Genomic DNA, 16051 nt, shown 5'->3' on the forward strand with positions numbered 1-16051 from the left:
CGCCGCGGGCTGAATGGCCGCGGCGCCATTTTTTTTTGGATTTTTGAATGTCGCCGGCGCTATAAAACGGTCCGGCTCACACGTCAGGCCATCGCCTTCAGCCAGCCGAGCAGATCCGACTGCGCGCTTCCGTCCTTCACGGGCTCCGGCGTCAGCAGGCAATAGTGCGAGCCGTCCTCAACGAAACCCATCGGCGCGACCAGCACGCCGCTTTCGAGGTCGTCGCGAACGAGATGCCACGGCCCGACCGCGACACCCAACCCCGCGACGGCCGCCTGAAGGCTGAAATAGAAATGGTCGAACGCCTGCCCGCGTCCGCTTCCCGCCGGCTGATCCGCGGCCGTCGCCCATTCCTTCCATGCGTCCGGCCGCGTCCGGGTATGCAGTCGCGGCGCGCCCCGCTTCAACGCGCGGTCATGCCGACTGCCTGAAAACCACGCATCGACCTTGTCGGGCCGGCACACCGGACCGACCTTCTCCGCGAACAGTCGCTCCGCGTGATAGCCGGCGGCCCACGCAAAGTCATTGCGGCGGATCGCCATGTCGATGCCGTTGTCGAACGAGAACGGGCCGCCCGCCGCGGCGAGATGGATATCGACGCCCGCGTAAGCCGCCTGGAAATCCGGCCAGCGCGGAATCAGCCAGCGCATCAGCAGCGTCGGTTCGCACGACAGCACCCAACGCTGCGCGCGGGCCGCCTCGGTCCGCAATTCATGCGCGGCCTGTTTCATCAGATGCAGGCCGTCATGGACGGCCTGCGCCAGCTTGCGGCCCGCGTCGGTCAGGAAGACCCGACGACTGCGCCGCTCGAACAACGCCACACCGAGATCGTCTTCGAGCAGACGCACCGCGCGACTGACGGCGCCGTGCGTCAGATGCAGTTCATCGGCGGCGCGGCTGAAATGCTCATGGCGCGCCGCCGCCTCGAAGCAGCGCAGGGCCATCAACGACGGCAGATTGGCTCTAATTTCATGTGAGTCAAACTCACCATCCTGGTCAGAAATCATCGCTTTTCCTCGCGAATCGTGATCCCTAATATTCGCTCATCACGATGAATTTCAAAAGGACGATGCAATGACGGAATGGATAGTCGTAGTCACCATCACGCTGCTGGCCGTCATCAGCCCGGGGCCGGATTTCGCGATGGTCACGCGCAACAGCCTGATGCTGTCGCGCCGCTCGGGCCTGCTCACCGCGTGGGGAATCGGCTTGGGTGTGACGGTTCACGTGAGCTACACGCTGCTCGGCGTCGGCCTCCTGATCCGCCAGTCGCTGTGGCTCTTCAATGCCGTGAAGCTCGTCGGCGCGCTCTACCTGATCTACCTCGGCGTGAAGATGCTCGCGGCCAAACCCGTGGACGGCCGCCCCGCGACGCAGGCCGCGCCCCTGTCGGATCTGGCGGCGCTGCGCACCGGCTTTCTGACGAACGCGCTGAATCCGAAAACCACCGTGTTCATCGTCAGCCTGTTCATGCAGGCGGTCCGCCCCGACACGCCATTACCGGTGCAGATCGGCTACGGCCTGTTCATCGCGCTGGCGCACGCGGGCTGGTTCAGTCTCGTGGCGCTCTGTTTTTCCGCCGACGCCGTCCGCGATCGCTTGCTGTCTTTGCGTCACTGGATCGATCGCACGTTTGGCGTGTTGCTCGTCGGCTTCGGCGTGATGCTGGCCATTGCGCGCGGCAGTCGCTGATCGCCGCACGCCGACACCCGGGCGCGCGGTTCAGCCCGGATATCGGCATCGAGCGGGCCGGCGCATACGACGCGCACCGGCGTTCGACTCACCGCATGCACGACGCCGCGAGCTTGCCGACCGCGATCACCGCCTGCTCGATCTCCGGCGACCACGGGCTGCTGTAGTTCAGCCGGATGAAGTTCCGGTAGTTGTCGGTGATCGAGAACATGTAACCCGGACCGATCGTGATTCCCTGCTCCAGCGCGAGCTGGTACAGCCGCATCGCATCGACCTGCGCCGGCAACTCGACCCACAGCACGTAGCCGCCCGCCGGGCTCGAGATGCGCGTGCCTTCCGGGAAGAACCGCGACACCATCGCGCGCATCAGGTTCGCCTGCTGCGCATACGCCTTGCGCAGGCGCCGCAGGTGATGCTCGTAGCCGTCGCGTTCGAGAAACTCGGCGATCGCCAGCTGCGGCAGCGACGGCGTCGCCAGCGTGTTCAGGAACTTCAGCTTCTCGACCTGATCGCGATACCGGCCCGGCAACGCCCAGCCGATCCGGTACGCGGCCGTCAGGCTCTTCGAGAACGACGCGCAGTGCAGCACGATTCCGCTGCGGTCGTAGGACTTCAGCGTGCTCGGATGCGACTCGCCGAAATACAGTTCGTTATACACACCGTTCTCGATGATCGGCATGTCGATTTTAGTTGCGAACTCCACCAGTTCGCGCTTGCGCTCGTCGGGCATCTGGAAGCCGAGCGGATTCTGGAAGTTCGGCATCACCATGCACGCGGCGATCGGCTGAGACTTCGCGATCGCCGCCAGCGCCGCGATGTCGATTCCGTATTCCGGATGCGTCGCCACCTCGATCGCCTTCATCCCCATCCGCTCGATCGCGTGCAGCATCGCGTAGAACGTCGGCGACTCCACCGCGATCGTGTCGCCCGGTTTCGCGACTGCCTGCAGACACAGGTTGATCGCCTCCGTCGCGCCGACCGTCACGATGATCTCGTTCGGATCGACCGACATCCCGTTTTCCAGGTAGCGCCGTGCGATCTGCCGGATCAGGCGCGGATGGCCCGGCGGCAGCCCGTCGGTCACGCCCCACAGCGACTTGTCGCGGCCGGCCGCATACGCATAGCGGTTCAGCTTCTCGAACGGAAACAGGCTCGGGTCGGGGTACGGCGAGCCGAGCGGCACCGCGTCGTCGGTACCGATCGAGCGCAGCGTTGACAGCACGAGCCGGCTCATGTCCACCGACGACGAGATCGCGATCGGCTTCGACGGGCGCAGTTCGCGCACCGGCGCATGGTTGTCGTCGCGCCGCAGGTTCACGAAGTAGCCCGACTGCGGGCGGCTTTCCAGCAGCCCGCGGCTTTCGAGCAGCAGGTACGCGTGCAGCACGGTCGTGATGCTGATCCGGTGCTGCTGGCTCGCCTGCCGCACCGACGGAATCCGGTCGCCGTGCCGGTACACGCCCTGGCGGATCAGGCGTTCGATGTCGTCCGCGAGTTTTTCGTAGAGCTTCATCGCATGCTCCCCGCCGGCGCGCGCATGCGCGCCGCCCCTCCGTGCGCGTCCGATGCGCGCGTGTTCTGCCCGCCGACCGGGATGTCGTGATGCCTGACTGCTCCCTCCGGTTTTGCCTTTTCCATCGCCGTGGCTCGCTTTTGAAGATGCGCCGGGCGGCCCGTGACGTCTGGGCTTGCGGCACTGTGCACTTGATGATCGAATCTTAAAAGCAGAACAGTTGGTGCGGAGTACACACATCGGATACGCACACAAGAGTACAGTTCGGCGCGAATTGGCGATTTCTAGCGAACTGTACGTCTTATGAATTGGGCGCAGAGGCTGGGAAATTGATGCGGTGGCTGGGGATTCGAGAGCGGTACCGTGCGATCGCGCAGTTCGCGGTTGCGTCCGCGGCATCCTGCGATGCAGTCCGGGCCCGGCAGGGATGGGGCGCGCCGACCCGCGATCGTCCCGTCGTGAAAATCACGCCAGAACGCCGCGGCGATTGGCACGCGCGTGAGCGCGTGTCTCCATGGTCGAGGAATCGGGCCCGGACGAGGTGCGGTCGCGCTCCGGTGAGAACAAGGCATGCGGGCCGTTCGCCGACGCCCGGCGTGAGGATCACCATCGGCTGGCCCGATACAGGCAGCGAACCGTCAGCCGCCAGCCGCTGCACGCGATATCGCGCGCTGCGTGACGGCACAGCGCCGCTGCCGCGGCGGATCGTCGAAGTCGTTGCGGGTTGGCTCGGCGCGAACGGCGCGCGTCAGATCGACCCGAACAGCGCGCGCGGCCGGTCCTTCAGCGTGCCGGCCAGAATGCGCAGCCCGTTCACGAGTTCGTCGCGGGTCGCCGGACACGCGAGATTGATGCGCACGCCGTGCTCGATTTCCGCGCGATCGACCGCGAACGTCGACGACGGCATCACGATCACGCCGCGCGCCTTCGCGTTCGCGGCGAAGTCGTCGGCCCGCCACGGCGGCGGCAGCCGCAGCCACACGAACATGCATGCGGGATCCGACTTCAGGTGACCGGCCGGCAGCAGTTCCCGCGCCAGATCGACGCGCGCACGGATCTCCGCCAGCTGCGCGCTCATGATCCGCTCGGCGGTGCCGTTCTCGATCCACACCGTCGCGATCAGCATCGACGTCGGCGCGGGCATCCACGCGGTGGTGCGCACCGCTTCCGCGCACAGCGCGACGCTGTCGCGCGGGCAGCTCAGGTAGCCGAGGCGCAGCCCGGGCGCGAGGATCTTCGACGTCGCGCCGATATGGAACGTGAGCTCGGGACACAAGCCCGCGATCGCCGGCAGCCGGTCGCGCACGAGCGGCCCGTACACGTCGTCCTCGATGATCGTCACGTGATGGCGACGCGCGACGTCGACGAGCGCCATGCGGCGCGCGAGGCTCATCGTCGTCACGGTCGGGTTCTGCAGGTTCGGCACGACAAAGATCGCCTTGACGGGCATGCGCTGGCAGATCCGCTCGATCTCGTCGGGCAGCAGGCCGTCGTCGTCGGCCGGCGCGCTGACGATCTCGAACTGGAACACCGGCGCGAGCGCCTTCAGGCCGTAATACGTGAGCCGGTCGGCGACGATCACGCCGTCGGTGCCGATCAGGCTGTTCAGCACCGCATAAAGCCCGTGCTGCGCGCCGCTCGTGACGACCACCTGGTCGCGCGACGGCGTGAAGCCCGGCGCGGCCAGCCACTGCGCGCCCGCGGCGCGCGCCCAGTCGGGGCCCTGCGGCGGCTGGTATTCCTGCAGCGAGGCGAACCGCGGATCGGCCGGCAGCGTGCCGAACGTCTGCGCGAGGCACGCCAGAAACTCGCCGGTCGCCGGCCGGTTCACCGTCAGGTCGATCACCCCGTTGCCCGCCGCGAGCGACGCGCGGGCCGGCTCGATGCTCGGCATCGCGCCGCCGGTGACGAGCGACCCGCGCCGCTTGCTGCCGATCACGAGGCCGCGCAGCTGCAGCTCCTTGTACGCGCGCGACACGGTCGACACGTTGATGCCGAGCTCCGTCGCGAGCTGGCGCTGCGGCGGCAGGCGGCTACCCGGCGGGTACATGCCGTTGCGGATTTCCGCCTCGATCGAGCTCGATACCTCGACATAGGTCGGCCGCTTCGCCTGCGCCGGCGCGTCGCCGTCGCGCTCACCGGAAAATTTGTCTGCTGCCATTCGTCGCCTGTATCCACACAAAAAGCGTTTGTCTGCCGTTCAAGCCTGCCCAGCGATTGTATATGACATCCCCTTCCGGTCAAACGTCAGCCGAAAGGTCAGTCAAAACAGTGACTTGAAATCGGGTAAACGCTAGCGCCATACAATCGCTTTTTGATTGCACACAAAAAATTACTGTGTGATTCTTTATCCCATCTTTGTGTGAATCACGCGTGCCGGAGGAGAGGTGACATGGCGAACATCGCCATCGTGGGTGCAGGTTTCATCGGACTCGGCGCGGCGGCCTGGCTGCAGCGCGACGGGCACCGCGTCACGCTGTTCGATCCGGCCGGCGTCGGCCATGGCGCGTCGTTCGGCAACGCCGCGACGTTCGCGCCGTATGGCTGCGTGCCCGTCAACGGCCCGTCCGTGTTCCGCGACATGCCGCACTTCCTGTTCGGCGCCGACAGCCCGCTGCGCATCCGCTGGCCTTACCTGCTGCGCGGCGCGCCGTGGCTCGCACGGTTCCTGGTCGCGTCGACGCCCGCGCATCACGCGCGCAGCGCGAGCGCGCTAGCCGCGCTGCTGACGCGCGCCGCCGACGGCTATGCGCCGTTGCTCGCGCCGTCGCGGCTCGCGGCATTCGTGCGGCCGCGCGAATGCCTGTATCTGTACGCACGGCAGGCGTCGTTCGACGCCGCGCAGCCGTCGCTCGCGCTGCGGCGCCGGCTCGGCGTGCCGTTCGACACGCTCGACGCGGACGCGATCCGCCGGCTCGAGCCCGCGCTCGCGCCGATCTTCACGCGCGGCGTGCTGTTCCACGGGAGCTGGCATTTCTCCGATCCCAGCGGGTTCCTCGACGAACTGTTCGCGCACCTGGCAACCGGCGGCGCGACGCTCGAACGCGCGCAGGTCGAACGGATCGAGCCCGTCGGCGACGGCGTGAGCCTGCATGCGGGCGGCACCGTGCGCCGCTTCGATCATGTGGTGATTGCCGCCGGCGCCCGCTCGCGCGCATTCGCCGCCGCGTGCGGCGACGCCGTACCGCTCGACACCGAGCGCGGCTACCACGTGCAGTTCGCCGCGCACGAGCAGATCGTTACGCGGCCGGTCGGCTGGGCCGAGCGCGGGTTCTACATGACGCCGCTCGACGAAGGATTGCGCGCGGCCGGCACCGTCGAACTCGGCGGCTTCGACGCCGGCATGAACCGCTCGCTGGTCGCGCTGCTCACCCGCTCCGCGCGCGAGGCATTGCCATCGCTCGGCGCGCCGACGCGCAGCTGGCTCGGCTTTCGGCCCACGCTGCCGGACGGCGTGCCCGTGATCGGCCGCGCGCGGCGCAGCGAGCGCGTGATCCACGCGTTCGGCCACCAGCATCTCGGCGTCACGCTCGCCGGCATCACCGGGCGGATCGTCGCCGATCTCGTCGCGCAACGCGCGCCGCCGCTGGATCTCACCCCCTACCGGGCCGCGCGATTCTGACGCGCGCCGCCACTTCCACCACTGCAAGGAGGCATCATGAATCGTCGTAACTGGCTGGCATGGCTGGCCGTCTGCTCGATCGGCACGGTCACCGCGTCCGCGCAGGCCGCGGACCCGGAAACCGTCAAGATCGGCTTCGCCGGCCCGCTGACGGGCCCGGTCGCGCGCGTCGGCAAGGACCTGCAATACGGCGCGCAGCTCGCGCTCGACGAGGAGAACGCGAAACACCCGACCATCGGCGGCAAGCCCGTGCGCTTCGTGCTCGACGTGCAGGACGACCAGGCCGATCCGCGCATCGCGATCCAGGTCGGGCAGAAGCTCGTCGACGACGGCGTGGTCGGCGTGGTCGGCCACTACAACTCGGGCTGCAGCATCCCCGCGTCGGCCGTCTACCGGCAGGCGAACGTCGCGATGATCACGCCCGGCTCGACCAACCCGCAACTGACGATGCAGGGCTTCAAGAACGTGTTCCGCACGATGGGGCACGACGGCGTCGGCGGCGTGGTCGCCGGACGCTTCGCGGTCGAGCAGCTGAAGGCCAAGCGGATCGGCATCATCGATGACCGCACCGCATTCGGCCAGGGGCTCGCGGACGCATTCGAGAAAGGCGTGAAGGACGCGCACGGCACCATCGTCGGCCGCGAATACACGAACGACAAGGCGGTCGATTTCCGCGGCATCCTGACCACGATGAAGAGCAACAACATCGACCTGCTGTTCTTCGGCGGCCTCGACGAACAGGGCGCGATGCTCGTCAAGCAGATGCGCTCGCTCGGCATCCGCGCGCAGCTGTTCGGCGCCGGCGCGCTGAAAAGCAATGCGTTCCTGAAGATCGCCGGCAATGCGGGCGAAGGTACGCAGGATCTCGAACCGGGGCCGGCGCTCGACAAGCTGCCGTCGGCGATCGCGTTCGCGCAGCGCTACAAGGCGCGCTTCAACCAGGACGTCGAGCTGTATGCGCCGTTTGCGTACGACGCGACGCTCGCGATGATCGCGGCGATCCGCAAGGCCGACTCGGTCGACCGCAGCAAGATCGTCGCGAGCCTGCCGGGCGTGTCGGTCACGGGCGTGACCGGGAAGATCTCGTTCGACGAGCGCGGCGACCTGATCAAGCCGCCCTACACGCTGTTCCGCGTCGAACAGGGGCAGTGGCACAGCATTCGCACGGTCGGCGGCGCGTCGAACTGATCGACGCCGAGCAGCGCGCGGCAGGCGGCGTCATCGCGCCGTCTGCTGCCGCTGCACCTCCTGCGCCTTCATCTGCAGATACGCGCCGCGCTCGACTTCGTGCAGTTGCTGCGGATACTGCTCGGTCGCGTCGAACCAGCGCGCGAGGCGCTGGTCGAGCGGCTTGTCGAGCGTCGCGAGATAGGTGTCGATCGCGAGGTAGTAGCGCATCGTGTTGCGCTCCAGCAAGCCGCGCACGCCGCCGATGTATTGCGGCTGCGCAGCCGATGCGCCGCTCGCGGCCGTGAACCCGACCTTGTCGCTGCCGACCGTCGCGAGGTAGGTCTTCATCGCCATGCGGCCGACCGTGCCGAAGCCGTACGAATACGTGAGGTGCAGGAACGTGCGCGACGCGCCGACCGGCACGGCCTCCAGCGCGATCCGGTAATCCTTCGTGCCCATCGGGCCGCTGTCGGCGGTCAGGTCGACCTGGAAGTAGTCGGGCGTCGCGGCGGCCACGCGGTAGCGGAACTGCACGCGGTAGGTGTCCGACAGCTTCTGCTCGATCTTGCGGCCGAGGTTCACGTCGAGCACCGGACCGTTGCCGCCGGTCGACGCGTGACAGTACTTCGTGTTCAGGTGCAGGATCAGCACCGCGCACCAGTTCGCGGGGCCCTGCGCGGGATCGTTCAGCTTGCCGTTGACGACGGCGAACGGATAGTCGACGACCGCGTAGATATCGCCCTTCAGCGATGACGATGCCTCGGACGATTCGAGGTACAGCGGGCGGTGGAACGGGTTGTTCTTCAGTTGCTCGCCGAGGCTGTGGTAACGGTCGAGCAGGGCCGCCGCGCCTTCGGCGCCATCCGCGCCGAACGACAGCGCGCTCCAGCCGACGCATAGCGCCGCGACGAGCGCGTGCCAGGCGCGGCGGGCGTAGCGCGGGGCTTGCGGGTATGTGGATGTCTCCATTCTTGTGCTCCAGCGGGGGCGCGGGGGAAGCGCGCATGGTTCACAGAATACGCCGACCGCTATCGGCTCCGCTTCACCGGCACCGGCAGTTGCGCGGCCGTGATCCGGATCAGCGTCGACAGCCATTCGCGGTCGTCCCAGCGCTCTCCTCCGATGACGAGATGCGGCTTCGCCGACGGATACGGCGGACCTTCCTCGCACGCACCGAGAAACGCACGCCCGTCGGGCGTCGGCTTGACGAACAACCGGTCGTCGCACACCAGCGCGACCATCTTGCCGTCGCAGTAGATGCCGTATTCGCCGAACATCTTGCGGGCCGACACGGCGCCCGCCGCAGCCATCTGCTCGACGATGAAATCGACGGTTCCCTGACTCGATGCCATTCATGCGCTCCGTGATCGAATAACCGTTCTGACCGTCACCGATGCGGTGTCGTTCCGTTCAATCGTCGCGCAATCGCTCGTGCACCGTGCTCCCCCTGCTCCCCAGCTCATTTGTCAGCCGAAAACGCACTCGACATCTGCCGCGCCCGCTTCACGTCGTCCCCATGCAGATAGATCGACGTCGTCGAGATCGACGCATGCCGCAGGTTGTCGCGCACCGTCGTCAGCTCCGCGCCGCGCGCGAGCGCATGCGTCGCGTGCGTATGGCGCATCCAGTGCGGGCTGGCCTGCCGCAGCTTCTGCGCGAGCGCAGGATTGTCGTCATCGACCAGCGCGGCCGTCTGCGCGAAGAACCGCTGCATCACCTTCCACAGCCGCACGCTCGTGATGCCGGCCGCGCCGTCTTCAGCGAGGCTCGGAATCAGCGGCGTATCCGGCCGCCAGCGCGCCGGCGTCACCGGCAGCCGCCGCGCGACCAGATGCCGGTCGAGCGCCGTGCGCGCGAGCGGCGGCAGCGCGACACGCGCTGCCTTGCTGCCTTTGCCGATCACCTTCAGCCATGCATCGCCGTGCGCGTCCGTTTCGATGTCGCCGAGCGTCGCGCCGACCAGCTCGCTCGCACGCAGCCCGGTCGCATAGCCGAAATCGAGGATGAAGCGCAGCCGTTGCGCGGCGGCCGGCGTCCAGCCGGACCGCGGCGCGCCGGAGGGTTTGTCCTTGCGGAACTCGAGCCCGTCCGCGATCGTGCGCACGAGCAGCCACTCGCCTTCGGTGAACGCATGCGACGTGTCGAGCGCATTCGCGCCGCGCGTGTCGCGCACCTTGACGCCCGCGAACGGATTCGCGAGCAGGTAGCGCTGCTCGATCAGCCAGCGGAACAGCGCGCCGAGCACCGACAGCGTGTACGCGGCCGAGCGCGCGGACAGCCCGCCCGAAAACGGCCGCCAGTCCGGCGCGCCGCGCGGCCGCACCGGCCCGACCCAGCGCTCGTGCGGCGCCGGGTTGCGCAGGAACGCACGATACGCGACCGCATCCTCGGTGGTCAGCGACGACAGCGCGCGCCCGCGCTCGACGATCGCCCACAGGATCAGCCGCTCGGCTTCCTTCCGGTACGCGCGGCGCGTCGCGGCCGATTCGTGCAGCGACAGCCATGCGTGCACGGCCGCGTAATCGTTGTCCGCGTCGAGCGTGCTGGTTGCGCGCGGGGCGCGGAACGTGCCGTTCGATCCGTCGACTTCGTGCGGCAGCTTCAGCTGCTCCCACGGCACGATGCCGCTGCGCGGCGTGGCCGCGATCAGCGCGCGCGCCCGCTCGGTCAGGTCGGGATGCGCGGAAAAGAACGCCTCGATATGCCGTGCGCTCGCCATGCCGAGCCCCGCGATCGCGCGCCACCACTGACGCCGCCGCGGAATCCGCACGGTCAGGTCGGCCAGCGTCGCGATCCCGTGCGCACGCAGCGCGACGACGGCGCGCGCCGGCAGCCACAAGCCGACGTCGTCGCTGATCTGCGGCACCGGCGCGCGCGCATGGCGCAGCACGCCGATCGCATCGGTCGCGGCCTTCGCCATCCGGATGCGCGCACTCTCGGCATGACCGAGCTGCTCCGCGAGGTCGGGTCGCCCGGCCTGCCGCGCGACGCGCACGAGGCCGCGACGAATGCCGCCGATCACGCCGCGCGCCGACCGCCCGTCGCCGAGACGATCGGGCAGATAGCGCTCGACGGCCTGGCGCACGGTCATGCCCGCATACCACGCACGCAGCGCGGCCAGTTCGTCGGCATCGGGAAAGCCCGCGGGCGCAGGCGCGGAATCGGAGGAAGGCGGTGAGGCGAGGCGCGGTGTCATGGGCGCCAGTTTGACAGAACTGCCGACGCTCGAAAACGCCTCGAGCGCTGCGAGACACGCGCGCGATGCCGGGGTTTGCGGCTTCGCGCGGGAACGGTCAGCCTGTCACAGGCATGCGCCGCATGGGCAGAACCGACGCCGGCCGCGCGTCACCCCTCGCCCTTCGGCCCCGGGTTGAGCATCACGACAAAGCAGGCCACGCCGACGATCAACGCGATCGCGCCGCCGCGCAGCGCGATCGTCGCGTCGAACAGCAGCCCGGTCACGACGGCCATCATCCCCGCGAGCGACACGAACACGGCGATCGCCGCGACGACGATCCGGTACTGGCGACGTATCATCGCGCGCTCGCGTCAGGCTGCCGCGGCGGACGCCGGCTCGCCGGCATCGTCGCCGCGAATCAGCAGCACCGGGCACTTCGAGCCGCGCACGAAGCGCTCGGCGACGCTCCCGAGCAGCACGCGCCGGATGCCGCGCCGCCCGTGCGTGCCGACCACCGCGAGATCGATCCCACGCTCCGTCACGTAACGCTGCAGGCGTTCCGCGACGTCCTCGCCGATGCTCTCGGTTTCGACGAGCTCGCCCTCGCCCTTCGCGCCGGCCAGCGCGATGATCTGTTCGGCTTCACGCAGCACCTTGCGCCCGTCGTCGCGGATTTCCTCGATGAGCGCGTGCGGGTCGAAACGGCCCGCGTACGTGAACAGCACCGATTTGTCGACCACATAGACGGCGCTGACGTGCGTGTCGCCCGCCAGTGCCACCTTCACTGCCTCGGCAAGCGCCTGTTTCGACGAAGCGCTGCCGTCGACGGCCACCATGATCTTCTTGTACATGCGAACCTCGCTGGGGTGAGTTGCCGGGCGCGGTCGCGCGCGGCCATGTGCCCATCATCGGCGGACGGCCGGTTCGAAGGTTGACGGCGATCAAGATTCCCCGACAGCGGGTCGTGCGGCAAAGCGCCACGCGGAGCAGCCGGGGCGCCGTCCCGGTGGCCGAACCGGGCTGCCGAGCGGCCATGCCGCCGAAGGCGCTATCATCGACGTTACGACCTTCGTCCGGCCCTTTTTTGCCGGCTCACTTTCAACTCGCTCAACCGACATGACAACGACTACCGAACGCGTGGACGGCGCCGCCCAGCATCTCGTCGCCGCCCGCCATGCCGGCGTGCCCGGCCCGCTGCTGCCCGACGCCTTGCGCCCCGAGAACGTCGATACCGCACTCGCGATCCAGCATCGCGTCGCCGACCTGCTCGGCGAATCCATCGGCGGATGGAAATGCGCGCTGCCGCCGCCCGACCGCGTGATCGTCGCGCCGATCTTCGCGTCGACGATCCGCGCGGCCGATGCGCCGTACCGCGTCGTCGGCGGCCCGATCGTGCGGATCGAGCCGGAGATCGCATTCGTGCTCGATCGCGACCTGCCCGCCCGCGCGCAGCCGTACGACGAGCACGACGTGCGCGGCGCGATCCGCGAAGTGCGCATCGTGCTCGAGGTGCTGGGTTGCCGCTATGCGGAGCCCGCGCGCGCATCGAAGTTCGAACTGCTCGCCGACGGGCAGTTCAACCAGGGATTGTGCGTCGGTCCCGTCGTGCCCGACGGATTGAACGTGCCGCTCGAGACGCTCGCGCTGTCGTTCGAGGGTGCGCTGAATCGCACGATCGACGGCCGTCATCCGGACGGCGATCCGCTCAAGCCGCTGGTATGGCTGGTCAATTTCCTCGCATCGCGCGGCGACGGCGCGCAGGCCGGCCAGATCGTGACGACCGGTTCGTATGCGGGTGCGATCGACGTGCCGCTCGGCGATGCGCTGACGGTGCGCTTCGGCGAACTCGGCAGCCTGTCGGTGACGCTGACGGCTTGACGGGCTGACGGCCTGACGTTCAGCGGCGGGTGCGGCTCGCGACGAACGCCGCGCCCGCCCCGCCTGCCGACGCTGCGTGATACCGTTGCACAACGCCCGTCACGCTTGAACCGCGTGCCTTTCCGTCATTCGCCATGCCGCCGACACCGTTGCCCGCCCTGCTGGACGAAGTCCTGCGCACCGTCGATCGCCGCTACCGGTTGCCGCCGCTCGTGCGCGCGCCGTCGCTGGCCGACGCCGCGAACCCGGCCGTCGTCATCGCCGTCGCGATCGAGGAAGCGCGCCGGATGCAGGCCGACGGCCGCACGCCCGACCCCGCATTGCAACGCCGCTTCATCGATGCGCTCGCGCGGATGATCGGCGACGCGATGGACCCGCAATCCGGCGACCCCGCCTTCCAGGCCGCGGTGCTTCGGCATCGCGCGGCGGCCGTGCGCGAATACGCATCGCTCGCCGCGCATGCCGAGCAGGACCGGCGCGCGCTGCGCTCGGCCGTCAACACGATCGCGCATCCGGCCCGGCTCGAACGGCATGCGCAGGCATGGCAACGCGCGCCGCTCGCGCGGCTGCATGCGGCTGCGGCCGGCGCGTCGTGGGACGATCTCGACGCCGCGCTGCGGCAGCTGCTCGCGCGGCCGGAGATGGCGACCGACGCCGCGTTCGAACAGGACGTCGCCAGACTGAAGGACAGCGCCGCACTCGCGCGGCTGCGGCGTCTCGATGCGCTGGCGCCGGATCCTGACGTCCGGCAGTACCGCACGCTGTGGAGCCGTCAGGGTCCGCTCGAAGGCAGCGCGCTCGCCGTCGCGCAAGGTGTCACGTCGCAACAGCGGGGCGCGGCCGTCGAAGCGCTGGCCGCGCAGGCGCTCGACGCCCTGGCCGCGCAGCTCGATGCGAGCGATGCGCAGCGCACGTATCGCGTGGTCACGTCGATGCGCGTGCCGGCTTCGATACCGGCCAAGCACGACCGCGCGAAAACCGAGTGGGATGCGGTGCTGCTCGCTCGCGCGCGCGGCGACGATCCGTCGGCCGCGTGGCACGTCGTGTTTCTCGTCGAAGCGAAAGCGTCCGCGGATGCCGCGACGACCGATCTGCCGCGCCTGCTGCGCGGCCTGAGCCTGCTCGCGCAAGCCGATCCGGACACCGTCTATGCGTTCGACACGCGCGAAGGCTCGGTAAGCCTGCACGGCGCGTCGCTGCGCGCGCTGACGATCGACGACGCGGCCTTGCAGCGCGAAGTGCTGTACTGCTGCGATGCGTCGGCAGACCCGGCGCCGCGCCTGCTGGGCGCAGCAAGCCGGATGCAGTTGCTGTCGGCGCCGGCGAGCCTCGAATACGCGAGCACGCTCGCGCAATGCACGGATGCCGATCCGCACGGCCTCGGCGCCGTCTGGCAAGCGCTGCTGGAACTGCCGTCATGGCGCACGGTGCTGCACCAGTACGAATCGCTGCGGCAGGTTCGGGCGCTGATGGTGAGCGTCGACGATCTGATGGCCGCGATCGAAGGCGACCTGGGCGACAGCGCTGCGAACGAGGGGTGACGTGCGAGCGCGAATGGAACGAATGGAACGAATGGCGCGACTTCCGCGTTGAATCGTCACGCGTCATTTGCTCAGTTGTTGAGTACCGCGCATGAGCCGGTGATGCCCGGATGCGGATTGCCCCGGCGGGCGGCGGCCGCAACCGTGCGGTGCATCGAGGGGGGAATCGACGGTAGCGAGCCGGAGGCTGCGCGGCGCCGTGGCGACTTCGCGGTGTCGTGCCGGCAGCATCGTTCCGCGCAGCCGGTCAAGCCCGCCGGCGAAGCGGAAGGAGGCTGGCCGGCATCACCGGCCAGCGCGGCGCAGCCCGCGAGAACGGGCTTGCGCCGCCAGCGTTACGACTGGACGAAGGCCAGCAGGTCGGCGTTCAGCACATCGGCGTTGACCGTCAGCATCCCGTGCGAATACCCCGGATACGTCTTCAGCGTGCCGTTCTTCAGCAGCTTGACCGACTTCAGCGCCGAATCGGCAATCGGCACGATCTGGTCGTCTTCGCCGTGCAACACGAGCGTCGGCACCGAGATCGACCGCAGGTCTTCGGTCTGGTCCGTTTCCGAGAACGCCTTGATGCCTTCGTAGTGCGCCTTCGCGCTGCCGATCATGCCCTGGCGCCACCAGTTCTGGATCACGCCCGGATGCACCGTCGCGCCCGGCCGGTTGAAGCCGTAGAACGGGCCCGACGGCACGTCGAGGAAGAACTGCGCGCGATTGTCGGCAAGCGCCTTGCGGAAGCCGTCGAAGACCTCGAGCGGCAGGCCTTCCGGGTTCGCGTCGGTCTTCAGCATCAGCGGCGGCACCGCGCTGACCAGCACCGCCTTCGCGACGCGGCCTGCCGGCTCGCCGTGGCGGGCCACGTAGCGCGCGACTTCGCCGCCGCCGGTCGAGTGGCCGATATGGACCGCGTTGCGCAGGTCGAGCGCTTCGGCCACCGCGAACGCGTCCGCCGCGTAGTGATCCATGTCGTGGCCGTCGGAAACCTGCGCCGACCGGCCGTGGCCGCGACGATCGTGCGCGACCACGCGATAGCCCTTCTGAACGAAGAACAGCAGCTGGGCATCCCAGTCGTCGGAAGACAGCGGCCAGCCGTGGTGGAACATGATCGGCTGCGCATCCTTCGGGCCCCAGTCCTTGTAGAAGATGTCGACGCTGTCCTTCGTGGTGATGTAAGGCATGGCTTCAGGCTCCTTTGGGGTAGGTGAACGTCACGTGCCGGCCGGCCACCCGGGCGGATGTCGGTGTCGAACTGCGGCGCGGCGGCACACCGCGCCGGTCGATGCGGCACCTGAGTGTTGTAGCGGAAAACCGCGACCGTGTCATGAAGCCAATTGCATACCGCCGTGTATCGGTTCTCCGCGGGCAACGACGATGTGTGGCGCGAACGACCATGCCGCGTTCGTCACCGGTCCGGACGGGCACAACCTCGAAGCGGTGTGCTCGCATCCCGAGACTTGACCATT

At 68.6% G+C, this 16051-nt stretch carries 14 protein-coding genes; 5 read left to right on the top strand and 9 right to left on the bottom strand.

Annotated features, from left to right (window positions below):
• Window positions 1-83 precede the first annotated feature (83 nt).
• Complete coding sequence (locus DIE02_RS03610) at window positions 84-1007, bottom strand: LysR family transcriptional regulator (RefSeq protein WP_124528798.1); 924 nt, start codon at window positions 1005-1007, stop codon at window positions 84-86.
• 67 nt (window positions 1008-1074) lie between these two features.
• Between DIE02_RS03610 and DIE02_RS03615 the strand changes: the two genes are divergently transcribed.
• Window positions 1075-1692, top strand: a complete 618-nt coding sequence (locus tag DIE02_RS03615) for a LysE family translocator (protein WP_124485750.1) — start codon at window positions 1075-1077, stop codon at window positions 1690-1692.
• Between the two features lie 88 nt (window positions 1693-1780).
• On the opposite strand, the gene DIE02_RS03620 is transcribed toward DIE02_RS03615, so the two are convergent.
• Complete coding sequence (locus DIE02_RS03620) at window positions 1781-3205, bottom strand: PLP-dependent aminotransferase family protein (RefSeq protein ID WP_044848131.1); 1425 nt, start codon at window positions 3203-3205, stop codon at window positions 1781-1783.
• Window positions 3206-3953: 748 nt separating this feature from the next.
• The gene (locus DIE02_RS03625) at window positions 3954-5366 is read right to left on the bottom strand and encodes a PLP-dependent aminotransferase family protein (RefSeq protein ID WP_044848130.1); all 1413 of its coding nucleotides are present in this window, start codon (window positions 5364-5366) and stop codon (window positions 3954-3956) included.
• 231 nt (window positions 5367-5597) lie between these two features.
• Here DIE02_RS03625 and DIE02_RS03630 point away from each other — a divergent pair, with 231 nt between their 5' ends.
• Both DIE02_RS03630 and DIE02_RS03635 read left to right on the top strand, forming a co-directional pair.
• Complete coding sequence (locus tag DIE02_RS03630; protein WP_124528800.1) at window positions 5598-6827, top strand: FAD-binding oxidoreductase; 1230 nt, start codon at window positions 5598-5600, stop codon at window positions 6825-6827.
• Window positions 6828-6863: 36 nt separating this feature from the next.
• Window positions 6864-8015 (top strand): branched-chain amino acid ABC transporter substrate-binding protein, encoded by a 1152-nt coding sequence (locus DIE02_RS03635; RefSeq protein ID WP_124521804.1) that lies wholly within the window; start codon window positions 6864-6866, stop codon window positions 8013-8015.
• A 30-nt stretch (window positions 8016-8045) separates the two neighbouring features.
• Here the strand turns inward: DIE02_RS03635 and DIE02_RS03640 are convergent, their stop codons facing one another.
• The 5 genes from DIE02_RS03640 to DIE02_RS03660 all read right to left on the bottom strand — a co-directional run bounded on the left by DIE02_RS03640 (window position 8046) and on the right by DIE02_RS03660 (window position 12026).
• A complete protein-coding gene (locus DIE02_RS03640) occupies window positions 8046-8966 on the bottom strand; it encodes a hypothetical protein (RefSeq protein ID WP_124521638.1) in 921 nt (306 codons plus the stop codon).
• 59 nt (window positions 8967-9025) lie between these two features.
• Window positions 9026-9349, bottom strand: coding sequence for a TfoX/Sxy family protein (locus tag DIE02_RS03645; protein WP_044848126.1), 324 nt, complete (start codon window positions 9347-9349; stop codon window positions 9026-9028).
• Between the two features lie 107 nt (window positions 9350-9456).
• Complete coding sequence (locus DIE02_RS03650) at window positions 9457-11193, bottom strand: site-specific integrase (RefSeq protein WP_124528802.1); 1737 nt, start codon at window positions 11191-11193, stop codon at window positions 9457-9459.
• A 149-nt stretch (window positions 11194-11342) separates the two neighbouring features.
• Window positions 11343-11534 carry a DUF2964 family protein gene (locus DIE02_RS03655; RefSeq protein ID WP_044848124.1) on the bottom strand — a complete coding sequence of 64 codons (192 nt, stop codon included), beginning with the start codon at window positions 11532-11534 and terminating at the stop codon, window positions 11343-11345.
• Window positions 11535-11546: 12 nt separating this feature from the next.
• Window positions 11547-12026, bottom strand: coding sequence for a universal stress protein (locus tag DIE02_RS03660; RefSeq protein ID WP_124528803.1), 480 nt, complete (start codon window positions 12024-12026; stop codon window positions 11547-11549).
• 265 nt (window positions 12027-12291) lie between these two features.
• Here DIE02_RS03660 and DIE02_RS03665 point away from each other — a divergent pair, with 265 nt between their 5' ends.
• On the top strand, window positions 12292-13053 hold the full coding sequence (locus DIE02_RS03665) for a 2-keto-4-pentenoate hydratase (protein ID WP_124521634.1): 762 nt from the start codon (window positions 12292-12294) through the stop codon (window positions 13051-13053).
• A 134-nt stretch (window positions 13054-13187) separates the two neighbouring features.
• Window positions 13188-14594 carry a 3-deoxy-D-arabino-heptulosonate 7-phosphate synthase gene (locus DIE02_RS03670; RefSeq protein WP_124528804.1) on the top strand — a complete coding sequence of 469 codons (1407 nt, stop codon included), beginning with the start codon at window positions 13188-13190 and terminating at the stop codon, window positions 14592-14594.
• 335 nt (window positions 14595-14929) lie between these two features.
• On the opposite strand, the gene DIE02_RS03675 is transcribed toward DIE02_RS03670, so the two are convergent.
• Complete coding sequence (locus tag DIE02_RS03675; RefSeq protein WP_044848485.1) at window positions 14930-15766, bottom strand: alpha/beta fold hydrolase; 837 nt, start codon at window positions 15764-15766, stop codon at window positions 14930-14932.
• Window positions 15767-16051: the final 285 nt, after the last annotated feature.

The organism is Burkholderia sp. Bp8991, from assembly GCF_003853795.1.
GTDB lineage: Bacteria > Pseudomonadota > Gammaproteobacteria > Burkholderiales > Burkholderiaceae > Burkholderia.

Excerpts from the sequence above, each read along its gene's own strand:
- DIE02_RS03610 (WP_124528798.1), bottom strand. The coding sequence starts at position 1,007 with ATGATTTCTGACCAGGATGGTGAGTTTGACTCACATGAAATTAGAGCC.
- DIE02_RS03615 (WP_124485750.1), top strand. The coding sequence starts at position 1,075 with ATGACGGAATGGATAGTCGTAGTCACCATCACGCTGCTGGCCGTCATC.
- DIE02_RS03620 (WP_044848131.1), bottom strand. The coding sequence starts at position 3,205 with ATGAAGCTCTACGAAAAACTCGCGGACGACATCGAACGCCTGATCCGC.
- DIE02_RS03625 (WP_044848130.1), bottom strand. The coding sequence starts at position 5,366 with ATGGCAGCAGACAAATTTTCCGGTGAGCGCGACGGCGACGCGCCGGCG.
- DIE02_RS03630 (WP_124528800.1), top strand. The coding sequence starts at position 5,598 with ATGGCGAACATCGCCATCGTGGGTGCAGGTTTCATCGGACTCGGCGCG.
- DIE02_RS03635 (WP_124521804.1), top strand. The coding sequence starts at position 6,864 with ATGAATCGTCGTAACTGGCTGGCATGGCTGGCCGTCTGCTCGATCGGC.
- DIE02_RS03640 (WP_124521638.1), bottom strand. The coding sequence starts at position 8,966 with ATGGAGACATCCACATACCCGCAAGCCCCGCGCTACGCCCGCCGCGCC.
- DIE02_RS03645 (WP_044848126.1), bottom strand. The coding sequence starts at position 9,349 with ATGGCATCGAGTCAGGGAACCGTCGATTTCATCGTCGAGCAGATGGCT.
- DIE02_RS03650 (WP_124528802.1), bottom strand. The coding sequence starts at position 11,193 with ATGACACCGCGCCTCGCCTCACCGCCTTCCTCCGATTCCGCGCCTGCG.
- DIE02_RS03655 (WP_044848124.1), bottom strand. The coding sequence starts at position 11,534 with ATGATACGTCGCCAGTACCGGATCGTCGTCGCGGCGATCGCCGTGTTC.
- DIE02_RS03660 (WP_124528803.1), bottom strand. The coding sequence starts at position 12,026 with ATGTACAAGAAGATCATGGTGGCCGTCGACGGCAGCGCTTCGTCGAAA.
- DIE02_RS03665 (WP_124521634.1), top strand. The coding sequence starts at position 12,292 with ATGACAACGACTACCGAACGCGTGGACGGCGCCGCCCAGCATCTCGTC.
- DIE02_RS03670 (WP_124528804.1), top strand. The coding sequence starts at position 13,188 with ATGCCGCCGACACCGTTGCCCGCCCTGCTGGACGAAGTCCTGCGCACC.
- DIE02_RS03675 (WP_044848485.1), bottom strand. The coding sequence starts at position 15,766 with ATGCCTTACATCACCACGAAGGACAGCGTCGACATCTTCTACAAGGAC.